Genomic DNA, 24760 nt, shown 5'->3' with positions numbered 1-24760 from the left:
ACGCGGGGAGCGTGACGTACCGCCACCGGCAGCGGGCCGGCGGGGCAGCACGGGCGCCGGGAGGGCGGGGCGGCCCAAGCCCCGTACAGCCGACCGGAGGCCAGGGTGGAAAGGTGCCTCTCAATCGTGACGACCGGACAGATATCCGACCCGTCCCCCGTCGGCGAGGACGCGGGGGACGGCCAGGACGACGTACTGCGCCGTAGGGCCGAGCGCGCCCTGCAGGCGGTCGCCTTCGACACCATCGGCGCGGACTACGGCGAGGCGTTCCCCGCCAAGAGCGGGCAGCTCGCCTGCGGGCGGCGGCTGCTGGCCGAGCTCGAACCGGGCGCCGACGTCCTGGACGTCGGCTGCGGCACCGGCGACCCGACCGTCCGGCAGCTGACCGCCGGCGGGCTACGGGTCACCGGTATAGACCTTTCGGACGTCATGCTCGCCCTGGCACGGCAGGCGGACCACCCGGGCGCGCACGCCCCCGCCTTCCACCGCATCGACATGTACGACCTGGCCACCGAGCGCGCCGACCACGCCTGGAACGTCGCCCCCCTCGGGCCGCGCGGCCGCGGCACGTTCGCCGCCGTCACCGCCTTCTTCTCCCTGATCCTGCTCCCCCAGGCGGAGATCCCCACCGTCCTCACCCGGATCCGCGAGCTGCTGCGTCCCGGCGGGCTGCTGGCCCTCGGCATGGTCGAGGCGGACCTGGACCACGTCCCGCTGCCGTTCCTCGGCCGGGAGCTGCGGATCAGCGGCTATCTGCGGGAGGATCTCGAACGGGTACTGGTGGAGTCCGGGTTCGCCGTCGAGGAGCAGTCGGGGCACCCCTACGCACCGGCCAGTACCTCGCTGCCGCCGGAGGAACAACTGTTCCTGTGCTGTCGACGCGTCGGCTGAACCCGGCCCACCAAGGAAAAGCCAGCACCCCACACCACTCCCCAGGACAGGCAGCCGTGCGCGACCAGCTCAAACCACAGGCCGGGCAGCCGCCTGCCGTCCCGAGTCAGCGCCGTCCACCGCCGCAGGACGACGACCGGGTCGCCGAACGGCTCGCCTACCTCGACTCCGCGACCCGGCGGATCAACAGCGCGCTCGACCTCGCCGCGACCCTGCGCAACATCGGCCGGGTGCTCGTCCCCACCCTGGCCGACGCCGCCGTCGTCCACCTGCGCGACCCGCTGCCCAACGTCGAGCGCGAGCCCGGGTTCCCCGACGAGCTGCGCATCCACCACAGCCACGGCACCCGGCTCGGCCGCCGCGGCCGGCCCAGCACCGGGGACGACCACCGCAGCTCCCGCTACGGCACCCGGTACGGCTCGCGCTCCTCCGCCGACACCGGGCCCGCCACACCCGTCACCCGCGGCGGCGCGCTCGCGCACGCCCTGCTCAGCCGCCGCCCCGTCGAACCCGTCGTCCTCGGCACCCCCGGCGACGAACGGACCGCCACCCTGCTGCGCGAGCTGTACGGCGCCCGCGGGCTGGCCCGGCTCGGCACCGGCGCCTCCGTGCTGGTCCTCCCGCTGCGCGGCCGCAAGGCCGTCCTCGGCCTGCTGGTCCTGATCCGCCGCCCGCCGGAGAAGACCGGCCGCCCCGCCTTCGACGCCACCGACACCGCCACCGCCGCCCACCTCGCCACCCAGGCCGGCCTCGCCGTCGACACCGCCCTGCGGTACGCCCGCGAGTGGGAGATAGCGAACGAACTCCAGCGCAGCATGCTGCCGCTGCGCCTCCCCCAGCCGCACGGCGTCCGGCTCGCCCAGCGGTACCTGCCCGGCGAGCGCGGCGCCCAGGTCGGCGGCGACTGGTACGACGCCGTCCCGCTGCCCGGCAACCGGATCGCGCTGATCGTCGGCGACGTGATGGGCCACTCGCTCACCTCGGCCGCCATCATGGGCCAGCTCCGCACCAGCGCGCAGACCCTGGCCGCGCTCGACCTGCCACCGCACGAGGTGCTGTACCACCTCGACGAGCAGGCCCAGCGGCTCGGCCGCGAACAGCACCTGGCCACCTGCGTGTTCGCGGTCTACGACCCGATCGCCAACCGCGTCGTGCTGGCCAACGCCGGACACGTCCCGCCGGTGCTCGTCCGGCCGGACGGGACGGCGGAGCTGCTGGAGCTGGAGTCCGGGGCGCCGATCGGGGTCGGCGGGGTCGACTTCACCTCCGTCGAGCTGCCCGCGCCGCCCGGCTCGGCCCTGCTGCTGTTCACCGACGGCCTGGTGGAGACCCGCAGCCGCCCGCTCAGCGACGGCCTGGAACTGCTGCGCGCCCGGCTGGCCAACGCCCACCGGCACTCCCCCGAGCACCTCTGCCAGGACGCGCTGCGGATCCTGCCGCCGGGCGACCGGGGCGACGACATCGCGCTGCTCGCCGCCTGCTTCGACGGGATCCCGGCGGGCGACGTCGCGCACTGGTACCTCCAGCCGCGCAACGAGACCCCGGGGCGGGCCCGCCGGCTGGCCGCGCACACCCTGCGCCGCTGGGGGCTCGAAGAGCTGAGCGAGGCCACCGAGTTGATGGTCAGCGAGCTGGTGACCAACGCCGTCCAGCACGCCACCCGGCCGGTCACCCTGAGCCTGGTGCGCACCACCCGGCTGCGCTGCGAGGTGGGGGACGACAGCCCGCTGCTCCCCCGGCCGCAGCGCACCGGACCGGAGGACGAGCGGGGCCGCGGGCTGCAGATAGTCGCCAGGTGCGCGGAGCGCTGGGGCTCCACCCGGCTGGGGTCGGGCAAGGTCGTCTGGTTCGAGCAGCGCCTGCCGTAGGAGCGTTCGTGCAGGTGCCCGGCGGTCCGCGCGGACCGCCGGGCACCTGCGCGTCGGACGGCTCAGACCCGCTCCGCCACCTTGACCTCGCCCGGAGCGGTCTCGGCCGCCAGCCGGGCCATCAGCTGCTCGCCCTCCATGTCGACCCTCGGCACCACCTTGTCCAGGCTCTTCGGGAACCACCAGGCCGCCCGGCCGAACAGCGCCATCGCCGCCGGCACCAGGGCCATCCGCACCACGAAGGCGTCCACCAGCACGCCCACCGCGAGGGCGAAGCCGATCGGCTGGACGATCGGGTCGTGGCCGAAGACGAAGCTGCCGAAGACCGCCACCATGATCAGCGCCGCCGCCGTGACCACCCGGGCGCCGCCCTGGACCCCGGCGACCACCGCGTCCCGGGGGGCCGCACCGTGCACGTGCTGCTCCTTCATCCCCGAGACCAGGAACAGCTCGTAGTCCATCGCCAGCCCGAACAGCACCCCGATCAGCAGGATCGGCACGAAGCTCACCACCGGGCCGACCTTCGGCACGTCGATCACACCGTCCAGCCAGCCCCACTGGTAGACCGCGACCACCGCGCCCAGCGAGGCCGTGACACTGAGCAGGAATCCGGCCACCGCTTTGAGCGGCACCAGGACCGAGCGGAAGGCCAGCGCCAGCAGCACCATCGCGATGCCGGCGATCACCAGCAGGAAGGGCGGCAGGGCCTGCCCGAGCTTGGCGGAGACGTCGATGTTGGCGGCCGTGGTCCCGGTGACGTCGATCCGCGCACCGGTCTCGGCCACCAGCGCGTCGCGCTGGCCGCGGATGTCGGAGACCAGCGCCCTGGTGTCGGCGTGGTCCGGGCCGGTGTCCGGGATGACGGTCAGCAGCGCCGTCCGGCCGGACTCGTCGACGGTCGGGGGCAGCAGGGTCCGGACCCCGTGGAGCGTGCCCAGCCGTTCGGCCACGCCCTGCACCGCCTGCTCGGGCCGCGGTGCGCCGGCGGCGTCCACGACGACCACCAGCGGGGCGTTGAAGCCCGGGCCGAAGCTCTCGCCGACCAGGTCGTAGGCCTTGCGGGCGTCGGTGCCGACCGCCTGTGAACCGCCGCCCGGCAGGCCGAGGTCGAGGCTGGCGGCGGGCACCGCGAGGGTGGCCAGCGCGCCCAGGCCGACGAGCAGCACGGGCAGCGGGCGGCGCACCACGAACCGGGCCCAGCGCTCGCCCAGCGGGGTGCCCCGGGGGGCCTTCGGCGCCCGGCGGCGCACCGGCAGCCGGTCGATGGACCGCCCGGCGAAGCCGAGCAGCGCGGGCAGCAGGGTGATCGCGACGAGCACCGCCACCACCACCGCGCCGGAGGCGGCCAGGCCCATCACGGTCAGGAACGGCACGTCGGCGACGGCCAGCCCGGCGAGCGCGACCACCACCGTCAGACCGGCGAAGACCACCGCGCTGCCGGCCGTGGCGTTGGCCCGGGCCGCGGCCTCGTCCGGCTCCAGGCCCTCGGCGAGGTGGCGGCGGTGCCGGGAGACGATGAACAGGGCGTAGTCGATGCCGACCGCCAGGCCGACCATCAGCGCCAGCACCGGCGCGGTGGTGATGATCTCGAACGAGCCGGAGAGGGCCAGCAGGGCGGCCATCGCCACGCCCACCCCCACGAAGGCGGTGAGCAGCGGCAGCCCGGCCGCGACCAGCGAGCCCAGGGTGAGCACCAGGACCACGCCGGCCACCGCGAGGCCGACCGCCTCGCCGCCCTCGACCTGGGCCATCCGGTTGTAGGCGTCGCCCCCGAAGGCGACCGTCAGCCCGGCGGCGCGGGCCGGTTCGGCGGCGGCCCGTACCGCTTCGCGCTGCTCCTCGGTGATGTCGCCGAGCTTGCGGTCGAAGGAGACCAGCCCGATCGCGGCCCTGCCGTCCGGCGAGAGCGCGCCGGTGGCGTACGGGTCGGGCGCGGCCGCGACGCCGGGGGCGGTGGCGATCCGGGCGACCGACTCCTCGACGGCCCGGCGGGCCTCGGGTGCGGCGATCCCGCCGGGCGATCCGGCGGCGAAGACGACCTGGCCGGAGCCGTGGCCCTGCGCCGGGAAGGTGTCCTTGATGCGGTCCAGCGTGGTCTGCGCCTCGGTGCCGGGCACCTTGAACTCGTCGCTGGTCTTGCCCGCGAACGCCCCGGCGGCGCCGCCGACGGCGATCAGCACGGCGATCCAGACGGCGAGCACGGCGCGCCGCCGGCGGTGGCAGTAGCGGCCTAGGCGGTACAGGTACGTGGCCATGAGTGAGCCTTCGGTCAGGTCGGTCGGGCAGGCGAGTGCCTGAGCGGGTCGCGACCCACCGTACGCATAAGTTGTTCAGGTGACAAAGTCGACCGACACGAGCATGCGACAGATTCATCCGACCTGGTTATGTGATCGGAGCGCTACCCTGGCCCAATGGCTCATGTCCCCGCCTCCGAAAGACGCCCGCAACTGATCCGGGCCGCGATCGACCTGATGACCCGCGAGGGCGTCGCCGCCGGCAGCACCCGGGCCATCGCGGCCGAGCTGGGGGTGGCACAGGCGACGGTGCACTACACCTTCGGCACCAAGAAGGACCTCTACCGGGCGGTGGTGGAGCAGCTGATGGCCGACTTCATCGGCCAGGTGCGTGCCGCCTCGCCGGGCGACGGCCCCTTCGGGGAGCAGGTGCGGACCCTGGTGCACGCGCTGTGGACCAGCACCGTCGCCGAGCCGGGGCGGTGCATCCTGCTGTCCGAGGTCGAGACGCTGGCCCTGCGCGACCCGGAGCTGCGGGAGGTGATCCGCGGCCTCCAGGACGAGACCGAGCAGATCGCGGCGGGCATGCTCAGCGCGCTCGCCGACGCGCACGGCCAGGCGCTGGCGGTGCCCGCGCGCGATGTCGCCGTGCAGTTCCTGGCGGGCTTCGACGGCCTGTGCGGCCGCTACCTGGTGCTCGGCCCGGCCGACGCCGAGGCCGACGCGGAGGCGCTGCGCGCCCTGGACCTGCTGGTCGCCACGACGGTCGGCCTCTGCCTCTCGGCTCCCTGAGCCGCCTTGGCCGCCTTGGCCGTCTGGGCCGTCTGGGCCGTCCAGGCGCCGCGAGTCGCCTTGGCCGCCTGAGCCGCCGGCGACGCCGTCGGCGCCCAGGCCCCTCGGGTCACCGGACGATCCGGACCGGCAGCTCCGCCAGCACCTCCCGCAGCGAGGCGGCGAAGCGGTCGTACTCCGCGCTGCGCGCCGAGCCCGGCCGGGTCGCCAGGCCGATCCGGCGGCCGGGCGCGGGCGCGGCGAACCGGACGGCGGCCAGCCGGTCGGTGCGGCCGGCCTCGACGTCCAGCGCGGTGGCGGGCAGCAGGGTGACCCCGAGGCCGCCGGCCACCAACTGGACCAGGGTGGAGAGCCCGGCCGCCCGGGTGGTGGAGCCGTGGGGGAGCCCCCGGCCGGACGCCGAGGACACGTCCGCCCCGACCTCCCGGCAGATGTCGAGCGCCTGGTCGCGCAGGCAGTGGCCCTCCTCCAGCAGCAGCACGTCCAGGTCGAGCAGCACGTCCCGCGGGACGTCGATCCGCCCGGCCAGCGCGTGCCCGGGCGGGGTGACCAGGACGAAGTCCTCGTCGAACAGCGGGATGTCCCGGGTCGCCGAGGGCCCGCCGGCCGGCAGGGCGAGCAGCAGCACGTCCAGCCGCCCGGCGGCCAGCCCCTCCAGCAGCGAGGGCGTGCGCTCCTCGTGGACGTGCAGCTCCAGGTCGGGGTAGCGGTCGCGGACCAGCCGCAGCACGTTCGGCAGCAGGTACGGCGCGACGGTCGGGATGACGCCCAGGTGCAGCGGGCCGGTGAACGGCCGGCGGGCGGCCTCGACCTCCTCGGTGAGCGCCTGGAGCGAGCCGAGCACCCGGCGCGCGTGCTCGACCACGCGCTCCCCCAGCGGGGTGACAATCACCTTGCGCGTCGTACGCTCGACCAGCTGCGCACCCAGTGACTCCTCCAGTGCCGCGACCGCGCCCGAGAGCGCGGGCTGGCTCGTCCCGGTGGCGGCGGCGGCCTCCCGGAAGTGCCGGTGCTCGGCCACCGCGACGAACGCCCTGAGCTGGGCGACGGTCGGCGTACGGGGGCCGCGGGCTGTGGGACTCGCCACACCGGCTTCGGGTTTGCGCGGGGCGCCCCTGCGGGGCTGGGGCTGTGACGGGCGCTGCGGGGTATTGATAACTCTCTCCGATCAGACACATCGAGTGTAGCTATTTCCCTGATCAGTCCACGATGTGGAATCGTGGAACACGTTCCGCAATCCGGACAAACCTCCCCTCATCTCACTTCAGGAGAAGCGAACGTGCTCACGATCGGTGACAAGTTCCCCGAGTTCGAACTCAACGCCTGCGTCGACCTGGACGCCGCGAACGCCTTCGCCGAGATCAACCACAAGTCCTACGAGGGCAAGTGGAAGATCGTCTTCTTCTGGCCGATGGACTTCACCTTCGTCTGTCCGACCGAGATCGCCGCGTTCGGCAAGCTGAACGAGGAGTTCGCCGACCGCGACGCCCAGATCCTCGGCGTCTCCGGCGACTCCGAGTTCGTGCACCACGCCTGGCGCAAGGACCACAAGGACCTGCGCGACCTGCCCTTCCCGATGCTGGCCGACGTCAAGCACGACCTGATGCGCGACTGCGGCGTCGAGGCCGCCGACGGCACCGCCCAGCGCGCGGTGTTCATCGTCGACCCGAACAACGAGATCCAGTTCGTCATGGTGACCGCCGGCTCCGTCGGCCGTAACCCCAAGGAGGTCCTGCGGGTGCTGGACGCCCTGCAGACCGACGAGCTGTGCCCGTGCAACTGGACCAAGGGCGAGGACACCCTCGACGCCCAGGCCCTGCTGGCGGGCTGACCGATGGCCCTCGACGACCTGAAGTCCGCCCTCCCGGACTACGCCAAGGACCTCAAGCTCAACCTGAGCGCGGTCATCGGCAACTCCGACCTCCCCGCCCAGCAGCTCTGGGGCACCGTGCTCTCCTGCGCGATGGCCACCCGTAGCGCCGCCGTCCTGCGCGCGCTGGAGCCCGAGGCCAAGGCCAACCTGTCCCCGGAGGCGTACACCGCCGCCAAGGGCGCGGCCGCGATCATGGGGATGAACAACGTCTACTACCGGACCACCCACCTGCTCTCCGACAAGGAGTACAGCGGGATGCGGGCCGGTCTGCGGATGAACATCATCGGCACTCCGGGCGTCGAGAAGATCGACTTCGAGCTCTGGTGCTTCGCGGTCTCCGCCATCAACGGCTGCGGCCAGTGCCTCGACTCGCACGAGAACGTGCTGAACAAGGGCGGCGTCGCCCGCGAGGTCGTCCAGGCCTCGATCAAGATCGCCGCTGTTCTCCAGGCCGTGGCGGGCGTGCTCGACTCGGAGGCCGCGCTGGCCGCCGTCGACGCCTGACCCGACGCCGTACTGTGCAGGGCCCCGCCGGACACCCGGCGGGGCCCTCGCGCGTCCGGAACCGCGCCGGCCGATTCGCGCGTCCGAGCCCAAGGAAGATCAACTCCGGGGGGAACCGCCATGGCAGACCTGCACCGACCACCACCGGGCTCGGCCTGGCCGACCCTCGCGACGATCGGTTGGGGGCTGGCCGGCATCGTGGTGGCCGGCTGGGTGGCGATCGGCTCGCTGGCCACGGACTTCGGCCGGGACGGCGCCGCGCCGCTCCTCTTCCTCCCCCCGCTGGCCGGACCGGTCCTCGGCGCCCTGCTCAGCTGGTCGGCCCTGGCCCTGACGCCCGCCCGCCACTGGGCCCGCCCGGTCAAGGCGGCACTGACCGGCCAGGCCGCCCTGCTGGGCTGCCTGGCCATGCCGTTCCTGTTCACCCTCTAGGGTCCGTCCGGGCAGGGCCGTCCGGGCGGGACCGCCCTGCCGCTGGGTGCCGGGGTGTGTTTGCAAAGTCCGATGCGACTTTGCAAACAGTTCGGAGAGGGCTCTACGCCTGGCCGGCCGGAGCGGCCGCCGGGCCCTGGGCGGGTGCCGGAGCAGGTGCTGCAGCAGCGGGTGCCGGAGCGGGTGCTGCGGCGGGTGCCGGAGCGGCCGCGGCGGCGGGTGCCGGTGCGGAGGCGGTGCGTTCGGCGGCCTCGCGGGCGGCCTCCAGGGCGAAGAAGACGGCCTGGCCCGCCTCGTTGCGACGGCGCAGGTGGGTGACCACGGTGTTGGTGACGGCGATCAGCGGGACGGCGACGATCGCACCGCCGATGCCGCCGATGATGCCGCCGGCGGCGACACCGAGCACCACGCCCAGCGGGTGGACCCGGACGGCGCGGCCGAGGATCAGCGGCTGGAGGATGTGCCCCTCGATCTGCTGCACGGCGACCAGCACCACCAGCACCATCAGCGCGGTGAACGGCCCCTCGGTGACCAGGGCGATCAGCACCGCGACGGTGCCGGTGACGAGCGCGCCGACCAGCGGGACGAAGGCCCCCAGGAAGATGATCACCGCGAGCGGCAGCGCCATCGGGACACCCAGCATCTGGATGCCGACGCCGATGCAGACCGCGTCGATGAAGGCCACGCAGACGGTGCCTCGGACGTACGCGGTGAGCGTCGCCCAGGCCTTCGGACCGGCGCCGGCCATGGCGTACCGGGAGTGCCGCGGCAGACCGCGCAGCGCCCAGTTCCAGATCCGCTCGCCGTCGTAGAGCAGGAAGAAGGTGGTGAAGAAGGCCAGCAGGACGGCCGTCAGCACCTCCACGGCGATCTGCGCGCCGGTGAGGCTGGCCGAGGTGATCTGCTCGGTGTTGGTGCTGATCGCCTTGGTGATCTGGTTGGCGAAGTCGGTGATCTGCTGCTGGGTCAGGTGCAGCGGCCCGGTGATCAGCCAGTCCCGCAGCTGGTCGACACCGGCCTGGACCTTGGTGGTGACCGTCGACAGGTTGGTGGTCACCTGCCAGACGACGAACCAGCCGACCAGCCCGATCCCCGCCAGGCCGCTCATGAACACCCCGCCCGCGGCCAGCGACCGCGGCACGCCGTGCCGGCGCAGCCAGGACACGGTGGGCTCCAGCAGCGCGGAGATCAGCAGCGAGGCGAGCACCGCGAAGGCCACCAGCCGCAGCATGTCGACGACCATGAAGACGACGTAGAGCGCGGCGCCCAGCAGCAGCAGCCGCCAGGTCGACTCGGCCGCCACCCGCAGACCCCACGGCACCGCCTCGGCCGGAGTGGCGGGCCGCCCGGGGTGCAGCTCCCGACCGAACGCGCCGTGCGCGACCGGCGCGCCGACCGGGACGGCGACACCGTGTGGAACCGCTGCACCGTGCGGCACCGCCGCACCGACCGGGGCCGCGGCGGCCTCGGTCGCCGCCACCGGGACGGCGACGGGGGCGGCGGCGGCCGGAGCGGCGGGCAGCGCGTCGACCCGCGGCGCCGGAAGCGGCCCCACCGGGTCGTCGAGCGCGACACCGGCCAGCGCGGGCTCGTGGTAGTCGGCCGCCATCGCGGCCCGTCGGCGCCGTTCGATCACGGCGGCCGCGCTCGCCACCAGGGCCACGCCCTTGGCCACGGCCTTGAAGGCCTTCCCGCCCCGCGCCATCCTCACTACCACCGCTCACCGCTGGGCCGCCGTGCCGGCGGTACGCCGTGGTCCCGCCACGGCCGTCGGGGACGACGCTACCCGCCCGACCCGCCGCGAGTCCGCCCGGACGGGGGATATCGGGGGTGACTAAGGGTTGGTACGAGCTCGATGCACCGCGGCGCCGCAGGGGCATTGCCGGTCAAACCCGTCCGGACCGGCTGGTTTCAGGCGCCGGGCAGCGGGGAGGAGTCCCGAAGAGGACCGGAGCCATCTGTCGGCGGACCGGCGCCGGAAGCAACCAGGACCCCTTCCGCGCCCCGCGTCCGCACCAGGACCGCACCGCCCGTGGGCGCACTGGTCAGCGCAGCCCGGGCGGCGCGGCCCGCTCGTCGTACGAGCAGGACGACGAGGGCCCCCGACCGCGCTGAGCGGTCGGGGGCCCTCGTCGGAAGAGCGGTGCGGTCTTCTTAGTACCAGTGGTGCGACTGCCAGAACGACCAGGCGCCACAGGGGCTGCCGTAGCGGTTGTTCATGTAGTCCAGGCCCCACTTGATCTGCGTCGCCGGGTTGGTGCGCCAGTCGGCGCCCGCCGAGGACATCTTGGAGCCGGGCAGCGCCTGGACCAGGCCGTAGGCGCCGGAGCTCTTGTTGGTCGCGGTGTAGTCCCAGCCGCTCTCGCGCTTCACGATCTGGCTGAAGCACTGGAACTGCGCGTCGCTGCCGACGATCTGCTGGGCGAGCGCCTGGACCGAACCGGGGCTGACCGAGACCGGCGGAGCCGCCTGGGTGGCGGAGTCGGTGGCGGCCATCGCCGAGCGGGCCTTGGAGCGGTTCGCAGCGGCCTCGTCGGCCTTGCGCTTCTCCTCGGCTGCCTTGGCGGCCTTCTCCGCGTCGGCCTTCGCCTGGGCATCGGCCTTCGCCTGGGCGTCGGCTGCGGCCTGCTGGCGCGCGGCCTCGTCGGCGGCCTTCTGCTCGGCGGCGGCCTTGGCCGCAGCGTCGGCCGAAGCCTGCTGCGCGGACGCCTGCTGGCCGATGTTGTCACTGATGGTCTGCGCCTGGGCGCCAGAGGGGACTTCGGCAAGCAGGGTCGCGCCGGCGACATCGACCGTCTGCGTCGTCTTGCCCTCGCTGCCCGAGGCCACACCCACAACGGCACCGACAGCGGTGACCGCGGTGGCGGAGGCCACAGCAACTCCCCGGACCGAGATCCGAGTCACATGGATTCCTTCCAGCATCGCCCACGCGTGACCGTACGGACGCAACATGCCCCTTGGCGCTGTCCTCCGTACGGTGCTGGTCACGGGAGGTACTGACCCGGCGTCCGGCCGCGTTGGGGCGGCCGGGCGTGGTGACGGGCGGCGTACGGCTCATCGGTGTTCAATTATGCGTCCACTGACCGGAGTTGGCGGACCGTCCGGGCCGGGATCCCGCTGTGCGGAAGCCCTGCCATGCCGTACGCGGGGCCTGACAGAACCCTCACCATGCCGCACCGGGCACTGTCGACGCAATTCCCTGTTGCGTGGCGCATCTCACATTCACCGCACCGGAGTTCTCCGGACAGAAAGCACTCGATGTGATGAAAGGGACGCGGGGCCCGCTCCATCAGGAGCGGGCCCCGCGCCGAAAGTTGACCGGATTGTCCGACTATGGGCAGAACGCCCGGATCAGTCGACACTCACGGACCGATGTCGCTCACGGGCTGATGTCCTCCAGCATCTCCGTGACCAGAGCCGCGATCGGCGAACGCTCCGAGCGCGTCAGCGTGATGTGGGCGAACAGCGGATGCCCCTTGAGCTTCTCCACCACCGCCACCACGCCGTCGTACCGGCCGACCCGGAGGTTGTCCCGCTGCGCCACGTCGTGGGTGAGCACCACCCGCGAGCCCTGCCCGATCCGGGACAGCACCGTCAGCAGCACGTTGCGCTCCAACGACTGCGCCTCGTCCACGATCACGAAGGCGTCGTGCAGCGAGCGCCCGCGGATGTGGGTCAGCGGCAGGACCTCCAGCATCCCGCGGGAGATGACCTCCTCGATCACGGCCGGGGTGGTGACGGCGGAGAGGGTGTCGAAGACCGCCTGCGCCCACGGGCTCATCTTCTCCGTCTCGGAGCCCGGCAGGTAGCCGAGCTCCTGGCCGCCGACCGCGTACAGCGGCCGGAAGACCATCACCTTGCGGTGCTGCTGGCGCTCCAGGACGGCCTCCAGGCCGGCGCACAGCGCCAGCGCGGACTTGCCGGTGCCGGCCCGGCCGCCCATCGAGACGATGCCGACCTCCGGATCGAGCAGCAGGTCCAGCGCGACCCGCTGTTCGGCGCTGCGCCCGCGCAGCCCGAAGGCCTCGCGGTCTCCGCGCACCAGCCGCACCCGGCCGTCGCCGGCGACCCGGCCGAGCGCACGGCCGCGCTCGGAGCTGAGCACCAGTCCGGTGTGGACCGGCAGCTCCGCCGCACCCTCGATGTCCACCCCGGCGTCGTGGCCCGCGCTGAACAGCGCGTCCACGTCGTCCCCGGCGACATGCAGCTCGGCCATGCCCGTCCACCCGGAGGTGATCGCCAGCTCGGCGCGGTACTCCTCGGCGAGCAGGCCCACCGAGCTGGCCTTGATCCGCAGCGGCAGGTCCTTGGAGACGACGGTGACGTCGTACCCCTCGGCCTGGAGGTTGCGGGCCACCGCCAGGATCCGGGTGTCCGCCTCGCCGCCTCCGGCCCGGTAGCCCGCCGGCAGTATCGACGTGTCGGAGTGGTTGAGCTCGACCCGGATGGTCCCGCCGAGCTCGCCGACCGGGATCGGCTCGTCCAGCCGGCCGTGGCGGATCCGGTAGTCGTCGAGCAGGCGCAGCGCCTGGCGGGCGAAGTAGCCCAACTCAGGGTGGTGGCGTTTGGCCTCCAGCTCGGTGACCACGACCACGGGGAGGACGACCTCGTGCTCCTCGAAGCGGGTCATGGCGAGAGGGTCCGCCAGGAGCACACTGGTGTCGAGAACGTACGTGCGCCGGTCTGGCGTCCGGCGGCTCTTGGAACTGACCACTAGGCCTCCAGAGCGGATGACCCTGCGTCATCCGCGGCAAGCCGGCCCCCGCTGCCCCGGTGGCCTCGGGGCCGGTCTGAGGGGAGTATTCCCAGGCGAGGGGCGGTGCATTCGCGTCCTCGGAGAACTGACGGATCATTGCCGGTGAACGTTTGGCCTCGCTCCGCGGCCGGGTAGGCCAGCTCTACTGGGGCCCTGGTCCCGTCCGGCCGGGATCAGAGGCCCATCCGCCGGTGCCGCTCCTCGTACGCGCGCAGCGCCCGCAGGAAGTCGACCTTGCGGAAGGCCGGCCAGTACGCCTCGCAGAAGTAGAACTCGCTGTGGGCGCTCTGCCAGAGCAGGAAGCCGGAGAGCCGCTGCTCGCCCGAGGTGCGGATGACCAGGTCCGGGTCCGGCTGGCCCTTGGTGTAGAGGTGCTCGGCGATGTGCTCGACGTCGAGGATTTCGGCCAGTTCCTCGATCGAGGTGCCGCGCCCGGCGTGCTCCTGGAGCAGCGAGCGGACGGCGTCGGCGATCTCGTGCCGACCGCCGTAGCCGACGGCGACGTTGACGGTGATCCCCTCGATGCCGGCGGTCTCCTCGGCGGCCCGCTTGAGCACGTCGGCGGTGTGCTGCGGCAGCAGGTCCAGCGCGCCGACCGGGTTGACCTTCCAGCGGCGGGCGGCGGCCAGGCCGGTGACGGCGTCCTCGATGATCCCGAGCAGCGGGACGAGCTCGCCGGCCGGGCGGGAGAGGTTGTCGGTGGAGAGCATCCACAGCGTGACGACCTTGACGTGCGTCTCGTCGCACCAGCCGAGGAACTCGCTGATCTTGTCGGCGCCGCGCTGGTGGCCGTAGGCGGTGGAGCCCCCGGTGGCCTTGGCCCAGCGGCGGTTGCCGTCCAGGATCACGCCGATGTGGTGGGGGGTGCGGGCGAGGTGGACCTCGACCCGGCGGCCGTAGAGGCCGTACATACCGTCCAGCAGGGTGCGCAACCCCGGCGTACGTTCGACGACATCGCGCAGACCCATGGTTTTCGGCCCCTCCGTAACTCTTCACCGGGGTGCGTCACAACCCCCGGCGCAGCCTACTCCCGCCCGGAGGCAGTCGGTAAAGCCGCAGGTAGCGGTCCGGTCACGGTCCGGTGTGGAGTGCATTGCGACCGGCATGGCGTGCGTGGCCGGAAGGCGTTCGGGGGCTTGTCCGCGAACCCCGACTACTCCGGATACGGAACGGTCTCCGATTCCTTAAAGAATCCGTAAGACGACGTTCAATGCTTGACGACCGCCAGTGGTCTAGTCCAGCTTTTGACCAAGGCGGAACGAGCACCCCGACCGCCCGACCCGAGGCAGTACTGCGGACCTCCCCTCCCCCACACGCGGCCGCCGCGCCCCCCACCGCGGCGGCCGCCCTCCTCTCCCAGGAGCGCACGCCATGGCCCGTACGCTGAACCAGCCCGCGCACAAGCGCCGGCGCAGCACCCTTCCGGCCCTCGCGGCCGGCGCCACCGCCCTCGCCCTGGCCGGCACCGGCCTCGCCCTCTTCGCCGGCGGCGCCAACGCGGCGGTCGGCAACCTGGTCTCCAACGGCGGCTTCGACACCGGCAACCTGGCCGGCTGGAGCTGTACCGGAGCCGCGAGCGCCGTCTCCACCCCGGTCCACTCCGGCACCGGCGCCCTGCAGGCGACCCCGGGTGCCGCGGACACCGCCGAGTGCACCCAGACCGTCAGCGTCCTGCCCAACACCAGCTACACGCTGAGCTCCTGGGTGCAGGGCCCGTACGTGTACCTCGGCGCGCGGGGCACCGGCGGCACCGACCCGAGCGCCTGGTCCAACCAGAACAGCTGGAACCAGCTCTCCACCACCTTCACCACCGGCGCCTCCGCCCGCAGCATCACGCTTTACGTGCACGGCTGGTACGGCCAGAGCGCCTACTTCGCGGACGACATCACGCTGACCGGCCCGGCCGGCACCGCGTCGCCGACCCCGACGGCCACCCCGAGCCCGACCGCCACCGCCTCGCCGACCGCCACGGCCACGCCGACCCAGACGGCGTCCCCGACCGCGACCGCGACGCCCACCCAGACGGCGACGCCGACCCAGACCGCCACGCCGACCCCCACGGCCACCGCGACCACCACCACCCCGCCGGTCACCGGTCTGCCCAAGCACGTCGTCACCGGCTACTGGCACAACTTCGACAACGGCGCCACCGTCCAGAAGCTGGGCGACGTCCAGAGCGCGTACGACATCATCGCGGTCTCCTTCGCCGACGCCGTGCCCACCAAGGGCGGTGCGATCAGCTTCACGCTCGACCCGGCGCTCTCCAAGGCCCTCGGCGGCTACACCGACGCGCAGTTCCGCGCCGACGTGAAGGCCAAGCAGGCGGCCGGCAAGAAGGTCATCCTGTCGATCGGCGGCCAGAACGGCGCGATCACCGTCGGCGACGCCGCCGCCGCGACCGCGTTCACCGACAGCGCCTACGCGATCATCAAGGACTACGGGTTCGACGGCATCGACGTCGACCTGGAGAACGGCGTCAACGCGACCTACCTCGGCAACGCGCTGCACAGCCTGCAGAGCAAGGTCGGCCCGAACTTCGTGCTGACCATGGCCCCCGAGACCATCGGGATGTACAGCACCGCCGGCGCCTACTTCCAGCTGGCACTGAACACCAAGGACATCCTGACCGTCGTCAACACCCAGTTCTACAACTCGGGCGGCATGAACGGCTGCGACGGCAAGGTCTACACCCAGGGCACCATCGACTTCATCACCTCGCAGATCTGCACCCAGATCCAGGGCGGCCTGCGGCCCGACCAGGTCGGCATCGGCGTCCCGGCCTCCAGCAAGGCGGCCGGCGGCGGCTACGTCTCGCCGACCGTGGTGAACAACGCGCTGGACTGCCTGGCCACCGGCAACAACTGCGGCAGCTTCGTCCCGCCGGCCAAGTGGCCGACGATCCGCGGCGCGATGACCTGGTCCACCAACTGGGACGCCAACAACGGGAACGCCTTCTCCAACGCGGTCGGCCCGTTCGTCCACAAGATGCCGTAACTCCCCCGGCGCGCCGCTCCTTGAGGGTGGGGCCCGCGCGCCGACGGCGGGGCCCGTCGTACCTGACCGGTACGACGGGCCCCGTCCCGTCTCCCGGCCTGCCCGGCCGCCCACGCATCGGGCCCTACCCGAGGAGGGCCGCCGCGAGCGTGCCGAGCAGCAGGAACGGGCCCATCGGCAGGTCCAGCCCGCGCACCCGCCGGCGTCGGGCCAGCGCGGCCACGGCCAGGCCGACGGACCAGATCCCGGCGAGCACCGAGGCCGTGAACAGCCCGGTGAAGGCAGCGGACCAGCCGTACCGGCCGAGCAGCGCGCCGAGGCCGAGTGCGAGGACGGAGTCCCCGCCGCCCATCAGCCCCAGCCAGACGGGCAGTTCGTACAGCGCGCCGGCGGCGAGCGCGACCAGCAGACAGCGCAGCAGGACGTCCGGCCGGCCGGCCGACAGCTCCACCACCGTCAGCAGCAGCGCCAGGCCCGCCGCCAGCGTCCAGCTGAGCACGTACGGCAGGCGGCGCGACCGGGCGTCCACGAAGCCGAGCACCACACCGGGCCCGGCCGCCCAGAGCAGCAGCACCGCGTCGGCCGGGTGCGCCACCGCGAGCACGGCCGCCGCCACCGCGACGGTGACCGCCTCCACCTGCCAGGCGCCGGGGCCGAGCCGCTCCCGGCAGCCGGGGCACCGGCCGGTGGGCGGCAGCCCGCGCAGCGCCCGCGCGCACGCCGGGCAGTGCGTGCACGGCGGTTCGCCCTCCGGCACGGCATGGCGCACCACCAGGCCCCGCAGGGCCGGCGCCACCAGCAGGCCTCCCAGTACCGCCCCGAGCGCGGCCGCGATCACGGCGCCCCCTCTCGCTCACCTCGCCGGCACCGGTCCCGCAGGGCCGTCCGGCACCCCTCGGCGTCCGACGTCCACGGCGCGCCGGTGGAGCCCGGGCGCCGCACGGACCTCATCATCCACGGCACGGGCGCCGTCATCGAGGGCGGACCGGGCGCCGGACCCGGCGCGCCCGCGGCCGGCCGACGCCGGCGGCGGTGTGCGGTCCGTCTCCTCTCCTTCTTCCACTCCCCCGGGATCCCTCGGCTTCGGCAGCGTTCCGAATGCCGCGCCACTGATCCGGAAGGCCGGTCGCCGCCCCCGCCTGCCGATCGAAGGACGCCGTCGCAGGCGGTGCGGGACGCGCCCCGGACCACGCGCCGAAGGGCCCCGCCGTACCCCTAAAGTAGGCAGGCATGCAGGTCATCCAGTCCAGCAAGCTCGCCAACGTCTGCTACGACATCCGCGGCCCGGTGCTCGACGAGGCGATGCGGCTGGAGGAGCAGGGCCACCGCATCCTGAAGCTCAACACCGGCAACCCCGCCGTGTTCGGGTTCGAGGCGCCCCCGGAGATCCTCCAGGACATCCTCCGCAACCTCGCCTCCGCGCACGGGTACGGCGACTCCAAGGGCCTGCTGTCCGCCCGCCGTGCCGTGGTGATGCACTACGAGGACCGCGGCCTGCACGGGCTCACCGTCGAGGACGTCTTCCTCGGCAACGGCGTCTCCGAGCTGATCCAGCTGGCGATGACCGCGCTGCTGGACGACGGCGACGAGGTGCTCGTCCCCGCTCCGGACTACCCGCTCTGGACGGCATCCGTCTCGCTGGCCGGCGGCACCGCCGTGCACTACCGCTGCGACGAGCAGTCCGAGTGGTACCCGGACCTCGCCGACATCGAGTCCAAGGTCACCGACCGGACCAGGGCGATCGTGGTGATCAACCCGAACAACCCGACCGGCGCGGTCTACCCGCGCGAGGTGCTGGAGGGCATCGTCGAGATCGCCCGCCGGCACAAGCTGGTGGTCTACGCGGACGAGATCTACGACAAGATCCTCTACGACGACGCCGAGCACATCCCGCTGGCGACCCTGGCGCCGGACCTCTTCTGCGTCACCTTCAACGGCCTGTCCAAGGCCTACCGGGTGGCGGGCTTCCGCTCCGGCTGGATGGTGCTCTCCGGCGACCGGCAGCGGGCCGGCAGTTACATCGAGGGCCTCACCGTGCTCGCCTCGATGCGGCTGTGCGCCAACATGCCGGCCCAGCACGCGGTGGCCGCGGCGCTCGGCGGGCGGCAGTCGATCAAGGACCTGGTACTGCCCGGCGGTCGGCTGCTGGAGTCCCGGGACGCCGCGTACCGGCTGCTGAACGAGATCCCTGGCGTCAGCTGCGTGAAGCCGAAGGGCGCGCTGTACGCCTTCCCCCGGCTGGATCCGAAGGTCTACAAGATCAAGGACGACGCGCAGATGGTGCTGGACCTGCTGCGCTCCCAGCGCATCCTGCTGGTCCAGGGCACCGGCTTCAACTGGCCCGAGCCGGACCACTTCCGGCTGGTGACCCTCCCCCGCGCCGAGGAGATCACCGACGCCGTCACCCGGATCGGGGACTTCCTCGGCGGCTACACCCAGCCCTGACGACGGTCCGCCACGGGCCGGCGGCCCCGGGCCGGAAGAGCCACGGCCGGAAAAGCCACGGCCGGAAAAGCTACGGCCGGAGCTCCGGTCCGGACGATCTCCTTGGTCGGGGAAAGATCATCCGGCGGGGCTCCGGCCGTCCTGTCGCTCGTCCGGTGCGCGATTCGTGCCACGCACCGGCCGTGATGTCGGGCTGAGGCTCAGGCTCAGCCGAGTCGCGCGACCAGGTCTCGGTACTCATCCCACAGCTCGGTGGGGGTGTGCTCGCCGAACAGCTCCAGGTGGGCCGGGACGAGCGCGGCCTCCTGGCGCCAGATGTCGGCGTCGACGGTGAAGAGCAGGTCGAGGTCCTCCTTCGACAGCTCCAGACCGTTCAGGTCGAAGCCGTCGACCGTCGGCAGCACGCCGATCGGGGTCTCGACGCCCGCGCCGTCACCCTCCAGGCGCTCGACGACCCACTTCAGCACGCGGCTGTTCTCGCCGTAGCCGGGCCAGACGAACTTGCCCTCGCCGTTCTTGCGGAACCAGTTCACGTAGTAGATCTTCGGCAGCTTCGCGGCGTCCGCCTGGGCGCCGACCTTCAGCCAGTGGCCGAAGTAGTCGCCCATGTTGTAGCCGCAGAACGGCAGCATCGCGAACGGGTCGCGGCGCAGCTCGCCGACGGTGCCCTCGGCGGCGGCGGTCTTCTCGGAGGCGATGTTGGCACCCAGGAAGACGCCGTGCTGCCAGTTGAAGGACTCCGTCACCAGCGGGACGGCGGTGGCGCGGCGGCCGCCGAACAGGATGGCCGAGATCGGCACACCCGCCGGGTCCTCCCACTCGGGGGCGATGGTCGGGCACTGTGCCGCCGGGACGGCGAAGCGGGCGTTCGGGTGGGCGGCCGGGGTGCCGGACTCCGGCGTCCAGTCGTTGCCGCGCCAGTCGGTGAGGTGGGCCGGGGGCTCCTCGGTCAGGCCCTCCCACCACACGTCGCCGTCGTCGGTCAGCGCGACGTTGGTGTAGACGGTGTTGCCCCAGAGGGTCTCGATGGCGTTGGCGTTGGTGTCCACCCCGGTGCCGGGGGCGACGCCGAAGAAACCGGCCTCGGGGTTGATGGCGTACAGGCGGCCGTCGGCGCCGAAGCGCATCCAGGCGATGTCGTCGCCGATCGTCTCGACCTTCCAGCCCGGGATGGTGGGCTGGAGCATGGCGAGGTTGGTCTTGCCGCAGGCGGACGGGAAGGCCGCCGCCACGTACTTGGCCTCGCCGCTCGGCGGGGTGAGCTTGAGGACGAGCATGTGCTCGGCCAGCCAGCCCTCGTCGCGGGCCATCGTCGAGGCGATGCGCAGCGCGTAGCACTTCTTGCCGAGCAGGGCGTTGCCGCCGTAGCCGGAGCCGAAGGACCAGATCTCCCGGGTCTCCGGGAAGTGCGAGATGTACTTGGTGGTGTTGCACGGCCAGGCGACGTCCGCCTCGCCCTCTGCCAGCGGGGCCCCGACGGTGTGCACGGCCTTGACGAAGTCGCCGTCCTCGCCGAGCTGGTCGATCACGGCCTGGCCCATGCGGGTCATCACGCGCATCGACACGGCGACGTAGGCGGAGTCGGTGATCTCGACGCCGTACGCGGCCAGCGGGGAGCCGACCGGGCCCATCGAGAAGGGCACGACGTACATCGTGCGGCCCTTCATCGAGCCGCGGAACAGGCCGTTCTCCCCCTGGAAGACCTCCCGCATCTCGGCGGGCGCCTTCCAGTTGTTGGTCGGGCCCGCGTCCTTCTCCTGCTCGGAGCAGATGTAGGTCCGGTCCTCGACGCGCGCCACGTCCGTGGGGTCCGAGGTGGCGTAGTAGGAGTTGGGGCGCTTCTCCTGGTTGAGCTTCTTGAAGGTTCCCTGGGCCACCAGCAGGTCCGCGAGGCGCTGGTACTCCTCCTCGGAACCGTCGCACCACTCGATGCGAGCCGGCTGGGTGAGCTCCGCGATCTCGCTCACCCAGGCCAGCAGTCGCTTGTGGCGGGTGGGCGCGGATGCGCTGAGAGCAGAGTTCTCGTACGACACGATCGCTCCGTTTCACGCCATCTCGGCAGGGAGACGGCGTAGCGGGGGTTTGAGGGTGCTTGCAGCGTAGCTCCGGCCTCAAGCCCCGAATACGGCGCAGCGGTGAAATTGACGCATCTTTTACTACTTTCAGTACTATTACTCGCCAGTAACAAGTCGCTTCCGGCCGGGCGAGGGCATGCGCACCATCACCTCGAACACTCCAAAACGTCCAAGAGTGACGATCGCCACTTCCTACGGGCGGGTAACCTACGCGTCCGTAGGTCGCCGGTAGCATGCTGCCCATGACTGCTGAGCTCGCTGAGAGCAAGCCGAAGTGGCGCGGCTGGCTGCACGCCGGAATGTTCCCCGCCACCGTCGCCGCCGGGATCGTGCTGATCTGCCTGGCCGAGTCCACACCCGCCAAGATCGCGTGCGCGATCTACTCGGCCAGCGCCTGGCTGCTGTTCGGGGTGAGCGCGGTCTACCACCGCTTCGACTGGGGCCCGCGCGGCGACGCCGTGCTGCGCCGGCTCGACCACGCGAACATCTTCCTGATCATCGCGGGCACCTACACCCCGTTCACCATCCTGCTGCTGCGGGGCGCCTCGCAGCAGGTGCTGCTCTGGGCGGTCTGGGGCGGCGCGCTGGCGGGCATCGCGTTCCGGGTGTTCTGGGTCGGCGCGCCGCGCTGGCTGTACACACCGGTCTACATCGCCCTGGGCTGGGCCGCCGCGTTCTTCCTGCCGGACTTCCTGCGCACCGGCGGCGTGACCGTCCTGGTGCTGATGATCGTCGGCGGCGTGCTCTACAGCCTGGGCGGCGTGGTGTACGGCCTCAAGCGGCCCAACCCGTCACCGCGCTGGTTCGGCTTCCACGAGGTGTTCCACGCCTTCACCCTCGGGGCCTTCATCGTGCAGTACGTAGGGGTCTCACTGGTGGCGTACAGCACGGCCGGCTGAGCCCGACAGCCCATGACGGGCGGCAGGCCGGTCCACGGACCGGTCGGCCGCCCGTTCTGCGATCCCGCCCGGCGGACGGCCCGGCGGACGGCCGGGAGCCCGGCGGACCTGGCGGGCGTCCAGCGCCTCGCGGGCCCGCGCACAGCGCTCGCAGTGCGCAGCGCCCGGGGCGCTGCGCCGGTGCTCACCGTGGCCGCTCGGCCTGACCGGCCGGTGCAGCGCCCGCCACCTGCGGGCGACGTACACCATCAGCAGCAGCGTCTCGACCCCGGCGACCGCCAGGACCAGCGCGGCGCCGTTGATCAGGTAGGCGGCGACCACCGCCAGCGCGGATGCCACCACCACGGCGGCGCCCCACACCTGCGCGCCACCCGTTTCCCTACCGGCCATTCGACTCCCCTTCCTGCGCCGGGCTCGTGGTCGGCTCCTGCCGCCCCACCCCTTCTCCGCTCTCGGCACGCGTCGGCCCGCACTGACCGATTGCCACATGGTATCTACCGACAGTCACCCGCCAGGCCCCCGAGGCGGCGAACGACAGATCAACGTTGCGTCAATTCCGTGTGCGGAACGCGCACTTCCCAGACACGTCACCGCAGGTAGCCGGGTGGTCACGATTTCTCCGACGTTGACGGCGACCACCTTTTGAGAGTTACTGTCATTTGACAGAAACTCTCCCCTGGGTTCCCGGAGGTTCGCCATGCCGCCCGTTCCCGACCCACGCCGCTGGCTCGCACTGGTCGCCGTGGCGCTCAGCGTCCTGGTGATCAGCTTCGACATGACGATCCTCAACGTGGCCCTGCCCACCCTGGCCACCCAACTGGAGGCCACCACCGGGCAGCTGCAGTGGATCGTCGACTCCTACACCGTGGTCTTCGCCGCCGTGATGCTCCCGGCCGGGCTGATCGGCGACCGCTTCGGCCGACGCCGCACCCTCACCAGCGGCCTCGCCCTGTTCGGGCTCGCCTCCGCCGTCGGCATGCTCGCCGACAGCCCCGGCACCCTGATCGCCGCCCGGGCCGCGATGGGCCTGGCGGGTGCGCTGGTCATGCCGATGTCGATGGCCGTGATCCCCGGGCTCTTCCCGCCCGGCGAGCAGCGCCGCGCGACCGCGATCCTGGCCGGGGCGCTCGCCGCCGGCATGCCGTTCGGCCCGCTGATCGGCGGCTTCCTGCTCCAGCACTTCTGGTGGGGCTCGATCTTCCTGATCAACCTGCCGCTGGTCGCCATCGGCATCACCGCGTGCCTGCTGCTGCTCCCGGAGAGCCTCAACCCCGACGCCCCGCGGATCGACCTGGTGGCCACCGCGCTCGGCGCGGGCGGACTCTCGGCGCTCACCTACGGGATCATCGAGATCCCCGCCCGCGGCTGGACCGACCCCCTGGTCCTCGGGATGCTCGGCGGCTCGCTGGTCGCGCTCACCGTGCTGGTGCTGCGCAGCCGCCGCCAGGACGGCCCGATGCTCGACCTGGCGCTGCTGGCCGACCCGACCTTCCGGTGGTCGGCGGTGGCCGCGACGCTGGTGTCGGTCGTGCTGTTCGGCGGGTTCTTCGTCCTGCCGCAGTACTTCCAGAACGTGCTCGGCGCCGACGCCCTGGGCACCGGTCTGCGGCTGATGCCGCTGATGGGCGGCCTGATGGTGGCCGCCAGGCTGAGCGACCGGCTGGTCGCCCGGATCGGCCCGCGCGCCGTGATCTCCGTCGGGCTCGCCGTGCTGGCCGCCTCGCTCCTGCTGGGCAGTACCACCGGTGTCTCGGACGGGTACGGCCTGGCCGCGATCTGGCTCCCGCTGCTCGGCCTCGGCATGGGGATGTCGATCATCACCGCGCAGGCCTCGGCGCTGCTCACCCTGCCGCCCGCCCGGGCCGGCGTCGGCTCCGGGCTGATGCAGACGCTCCGCCAGGTCGGCGGCGCGATCGGGGTCGCCGTGTTCGGCAGCCTGCTGGCCGGCTCGTACCGGCACGCGCTGGACACCGCCGGGCTTCCCGCCGAGGCCGCGGACAAGGCCGGGCAGTCGGTGGTCGCCGCCGACGCCGTCGCCACCGCCACCGGCAACCCCGCGCTGGCCGCCTCCGCGCACGCCGCGTACATCCACGGCATGACGCTGGTCCTGCTGGTGGCCGGGGTGATCGCCGTCCTGTCGGCGGTGCTGGTCGCCCTGCGGATGCCCGCCGCCGAACCGCACACCGCCGAGCCCGCGGCCGAGGAGGCACCGGAGCCCGGCGCGGGACCGGCCACCGTACCCGCCGCCGATCGCGGATAATCGAAGATATGAGCGCACTGCAGCCGACAGCGGCACCCCCGGCAGGCCAGACCACGCTGGTCCAGGCGCTACTGGAGGCGCCGCTGTCGCTGCGCGAGCGAAAGAAGCTGAAGACGCGCCAGGCGATCCGCCGCGAGGCGTACCGGCTGATCTCCGAGCAGGGGTACGAGAACACCACGGTCGACCAGATCGCGGCGGCGGCCGAGGTCTCGCAGTCCACCTTCTTCCGGTACTTCGCCACCAAGGAGGACCTCGTCCTCAGTGACGAGTACGACCCGGCCCTGGTCACCGCGCTGCTGGCCCGCCCGGCCGACGAACCGTTCCTGCAGTCCTGCCGGGAGACCGTCATCGGTCTGATCCGCGAACTGCTTCAGGACGAACGCGAGGAGCTGCTCACCCGGATGCGGCTGGTCAGCGAAGTCCCCGTGCTGCGCGCCCGGATGCACGAGCCGCCGAACGACCCGCAGCAGCTGTACCTCACCGTGCTCACCCGGCGGGCCGGGATCGAACAGCCCACCCTGGACATGCGGATCACCGCCGCGGCCGTCGCCGCCGCCACCACCGAGGTGGTGCTGCACTGGGCCGAGAGCGACGGCCGGGACGACATCGCCGACCTGGTCGACCACGCGTTCGCCGTCCTGGAGCGCGGTTTCCGCGGCGTCTGAGGCCGGCTCCGCGCCGACCCGAAGAAGCCGCGGGGGCGGTGGGACCGGCCGCCGCCGGATCCCGCCGCCCCC

At 72.6% G+C, this 24760-nt stretch carries 20 protein-coding genes; 11 read left to right on the top strand and 9 right to left on the bottom strand.

The window, feature by feature from the left end:
* Window positions 1-126: 126 nt before the first annotated feature.
* Together ACIGZJ_RS06825 and ACIGZJ_RS06820 are read left to right on the top strand one after the other, a co-directional pair.
* The gene (locus ACIGZJ_RS06825) at window positions 127-891 is read left to right on the top strand and encodes a class I SAM-dependent methyltransferase (RefSeq protein ID WP_396456278.1); all 765 of its coding nucleotides are present in this window, start codon (window positions 127-129) and stop codon (window positions 889-891) included.
* A 56-nt stretch (window positions 892-947) separates the two neighbouring features.
* A complete protein-coding gene (locus ACIGZJ_RS06820) occupies window positions 948-2759 on the top strand; it encodes a SpoIIE family protein phosphatase (protein WP_396456277.1) in 1812 nt (603 codons plus the stop codon).
* Window positions 2760-2821: 62 nt separating this feature from the next.
* Here the strand turns inward: ACIGZJ_RS06820 and ACIGZJ_RS06815 are convergent, their stop codons facing one another.
* Window positions 2822-5014 carry an MMPL family transporter gene (locus tag ACIGZJ_RS06815; RefSeq protein WP_396456276.1) on the bottom strand — a complete coding sequence of 731 codons (2193 nt, stop codon included), beginning with the start codon at window positions 5012-5014 and terminating at the stop codon, window positions 2822-2824.
* Between the two features lie 156 nt (window positions 5015-5170).
* On the opposite strand from ACIGZJ_RS06815, the gene ACIGZJ_RS06810 reads away from it, so the two are divergent.
* Complete coding sequence (locus tag ACIGZJ_RS06810; protein ID WP_392928864.1) at window positions 5171-5785, top strand: TetR/AcrR family transcriptional regulator; 615 nt, start codon at window positions 5171-5173, stop codon at window positions 5783-5785.
* Between the two features lie 109 nt (window positions 5786-5894).
* Here the strand turns inward: ACIGZJ_RS06810 and ACIGZJ_RS06805 are convergent, their stop codons facing one another.
* The gene (locus tag ACIGZJ_RS06805) at window positions 5895-6872 is read right to left on the bottom strand and encodes a LysR substrate-binding domain-containing protein (protein ID WP_396456275.1); all 978 of its coding nucleotides are present in this window, start codon (window positions 6870-6872) and stop codon (window positions 5895-5897) included.
* Between the two features lie 192 nt (window positions 6873-7064).
* Between ACIGZJ_RS06805 and ACIGZJ_RS06800 the strand changes: the two genes are divergently transcribed.
* From ACIGZJ_RS06800 to ACIGZJ_RS06790, 3 genes are all read left to right on the top strand, one after another.
* Window positions 7065-7616, top strand: a complete 552-nt coding sequence (locus ACIGZJ_RS06800) for a peroxiredoxin (protein ID WP_392928860.1) — start codon at window positions 7065-7067, stop codon at window positions 7614-7616.
* Between the two features lie 3 nt (window positions 7617-7619).
* Window positions 7620-8162, top strand: coding sequence for an alkyl hydroperoxide reductase (locus ACIGZJ_RS06795; protein ID WP_392928858.1), 543 nt, complete (start codon window positions 7620-7622; stop codon window positions 8160-8162).
* A gap of 120 nt (window positions 8163-8282) precedes the next feature.
* Window positions 8283-8594: a hypothetical protein gene (locus tag ACIGZJ_RS06790; RefSeq protein WP_396456274.1), complete on the top strand. Its 312-nt coding sequence runs from the start codon at window positions 8283-8285 to the stop codon at window positions 8592-8594.
* A 103-nt stretch (window positions 8595-8697) separates the two neighbouring features.
* Here ACIGZJ_RS06790 and ACIGZJ_RS06785 read toward each other — a convergent pair whose 3' ends face one another.
* The 4 genes from ACIGZJ_RS06785 to ACIGZJ_RS06770 form a co-directional block, all read right to left on the bottom strand.
* The gene (locus tag ACIGZJ_RS06785) at window positions 8698-10299 is read right to left on the bottom strand and encodes an AI-2E family transporter (RefSeq protein WP_396456273.1); all 1602 of its coding nucleotides are present in this window, start codon (window positions 10297-10299) and stop codon (window positions 8698-8700) included.
* A gap of 449 nt (window positions 10300-10748) precedes the next feature.
* A complete protein-coding gene (locus ACIGZJ_RS06780; RefSeq protein ID WP_396456272.1) occupies window positions 10749-11498 on the bottom strand; it encodes a transglycosylase SLT domain-containing protein in 750 nt (249 codons plus the stop codon).
* Window positions 11499-11973: 475 nt separating this feature from the next.
* Window positions 11974-13308 (bottom strand): PhoH family protein, encoded by a 1335-nt coding sequence (locus tag ACIGZJ_RS06775; protein WP_392928849.1) that lies wholly within the window; start codon window positions 13306-13308, stop codon window positions 11974-11976.
* A gap of 215 nt (window positions 13309-13523) precedes the next feature.
* The gene (locus ACIGZJ_RS06770; protein WP_396456271.1) at window positions 13524-14318 is read right to left on the bottom strand and encodes an isoprenyl transferase; all 795 of its coding nucleotides are present in this window, start codon (window positions 14316-14318) and stop codon (window positions 13524-13526) included.
* A 403-nt stretch (window positions 14319-14721) separates the two neighbouring features.
* Between ACIGZJ_RS06770 and ACIGZJ_RS06765 the strand changes: the two genes are divergently transcribed.
* Window positions 14722-16344, top strand: coding sequence for a chitinase (locus tag ACIGZJ_RS06765; protein WP_396456270.1), 1623 nt, complete (start codon window positions 14722-14724; stop codon window positions 16342-16344).
* 124 nt (window positions 16345-16468) lie between these two features.
* On the opposite strand, the gene ACIGZJ_RS06760 is transcribed toward ACIGZJ_RS06765, so the two are convergent.
* Entirely contained in the window at window positions 16469-17182 is a 714-nt protein-coding gene (locus tag ACIGZJ_RS06760; protein WP_396456269.1) for a prepilin peptidase, read from the bottom strand.
* 392 nt (window positions 17183-17574) lie between these two features.
* Between ACIGZJ_RS06760 and ACIGZJ_RS06755 the strand changes: the two genes are divergently transcribed.
* Window positions 17575-18789 carry a pyridoxal phosphate-dependent aminotransferase gene (locus tag ACIGZJ_RS06755; RefSeq protein ID WP_396456268.1) on the top strand — a complete coding sequence of 405 codons (1215 nt, stop codon included), beginning with the start codon at window positions 17575-17577 and terminating at the stop codon, window positions 18787-18789.
* Window positions 18790-18995: 206 nt separating this feature from the next.
* Here ACIGZJ_RS06755 and ACIGZJ_RS06750 read toward each other — a convergent pair whose 3' ends face one another.
* Window positions 18996-20822: a phosphoenolpyruvate carboxykinase (GTP) gene (locus ACIGZJ_RS06750; protein WP_396456267.1), complete on the bottom strand. Its 1827-nt coding sequence runs from the start codon at window positions 20820-20822 to the stop codon at window positions 18996-18998.
* Between the two features lie 275 nt (window positions 20823-21097).
* Between ACIGZJ_RS06750 and ACIGZJ_RS06745 the strand changes: the two genes are divergently transcribed.
* Entirely contained in the window at window positions 21098-21763 is a 666-nt protein-coding gene (locus ACIGZJ_RS06745) for a hemolysin III family protein (protein WP_396456266.1), read from the top strand.
* Here ACIGZJ_RS06745 and ACIGZJ_RS06740 read toward each other — a convergent pair.
* On the bottom strand, window positions 21734-22153 hold the full coding sequence (locus ACIGZJ_RS06740; protein WP_396456265.1) for a hypothetical protein: 420 nt from the start codon (window positions 22151-22153) through the stop codon (window positions 21734-21736). The genes ACIGZJ_RS06745 and ACIGZJ_RS06740 overlap by 30 nt on opposite strands.
* Window positions 22154-22460: 307 nt before the next feature.
* On the opposite strand from ACIGZJ_RS06740, the gene ACIGZJ_RS06735 reads away from it, so the two are divergent.
* Both ACIGZJ_RS06735 and ACIGZJ_RS06730 read left to right on the top strand, forming a co-directional pair.
* The gene (locus ACIGZJ_RS06735; protein ID WP_396456264.1) at window positions 22461-24023 is read left to right on the top strand and encodes an MFS transporter; all 1563 of its coding nucleotides are present in this window, start codon (window positions 22461-22463) and stop codon (window positions 24021-24023) included.
* Between the two features lie 8 nt (window positions 24024-24031).
* The gene (locus tag ACIGZJ_RS06730; RefSeq protein WP_396456263.1) at window positions 24032-24688 is read left to right on the top strand and encodes a TetR family transcriptional regulator; all 657 of its coding nucleotides are present in this window, start codon (window positions 24032-24034) and stop codon (window positions 24686-24688) included.
* The last annotated feature ends 72 nt before the right edge of the window (window positions 24689-24760 follow it).

It is taken from the genome of Kitasatospora sp. NPDC052868 (assembly GCF_044547105.1).
GTDB lineage: Bacteria > Actinomycetota > Actinomycetes > Streptomycetales > Streptomycetaceae > Kitasatospora.
The sequence above is the reverse complement of the archived record's forward strand: the minus strand, read 5'-3'. Positions and strand labels throughout refer to the sequence as shown.

Coding starts and splice junctions, on each gene's coding strand:
- ACIGZJ_RS06770 (WP_396456271.1), bottom strand. CDS start 14,318: ATGGGTCTGCGCGATGTCGTCGAACGTACGCCGGGGTTGCGCACCCTG.
- ACIGZJ_RS06745 (WP_396456266.1), top strand. CDS start 21,098: ATGCTGCCCATGACTGCTGAGCTCGCTGAGAGCAAGCCGAAGTGGCGC.
- ACIGZJ_RS06785 (WP_396456273.1), bottom strand. CDS start 10,299: ATGGCGCGGGGCGGGAAGGCCTTCAAGGCCGTGGCCAAGGGCGTGGCC.
- ACIGZJ_RS06740 (WP_396456265.1), bottom strand. CDS start 22,153: ATGGCCGGTAGGGAAACGGGTGGCGCGCAGGTGTGGGGCGCCGCCGTG.
- ACIGZJ_RS06795 (WP_392928858.1), top strand. CDS start 7,620: ATGGCCCTCGACGACCTGAAGTCCGCCCTCCCGGACTACGCCAAGGAC.
- ACIGZJ_RS06765 (WP_396456270.1), top strand. CDS start 14,722: ATGGCCCGTACGCTGAACCAGCCCGCGCACAAGCGCCGGCGCAGCACC.
- ACIGZJ_RS06790 (WP_396456274.1), top strand. CDS start 8,283: ATGGCAGACCTGCACCGACCACCACCGGGCTCGGCCTGGCCGACCCTC.
- ACIGZJ_RS06810 (WP_392928864.1), top strand. CDS start 5,171: ATGGCTCATGTCCCCGCCTCCGAAAGACGCCCGCAACTGATCCGGGCC.
- ACIGZJ_RS06730 (WP_396456263.1), top strand. CDS start 24,032: ATGAGCGCACTGCAGCCGACAGCGGCACCCCCGGCAGGCCAGACCACG.
- ACIGZJ_RS06735 (WP_396456264.1), top strand. CDS start 22,461: ATGCCGCCCGTTCCCGACCCACGCCGCTGGCTCGCACTGGTCGCCGTG.
- ACIGZJ_RS06755 (WP_396456268.1), top strand. CDS start 17,575: ATGCAGGTCATCCAGTCCAGCAAGCTCGCCAACGTCTGCTACGACATC.
- ACIGZJ_RS06815 (WP_396456276.1), bottom strand. CDS start 5,014: ATGGCCACGTACCTGTACCGCCTAGGCCGCTACTGCCACCGCCGGCGG.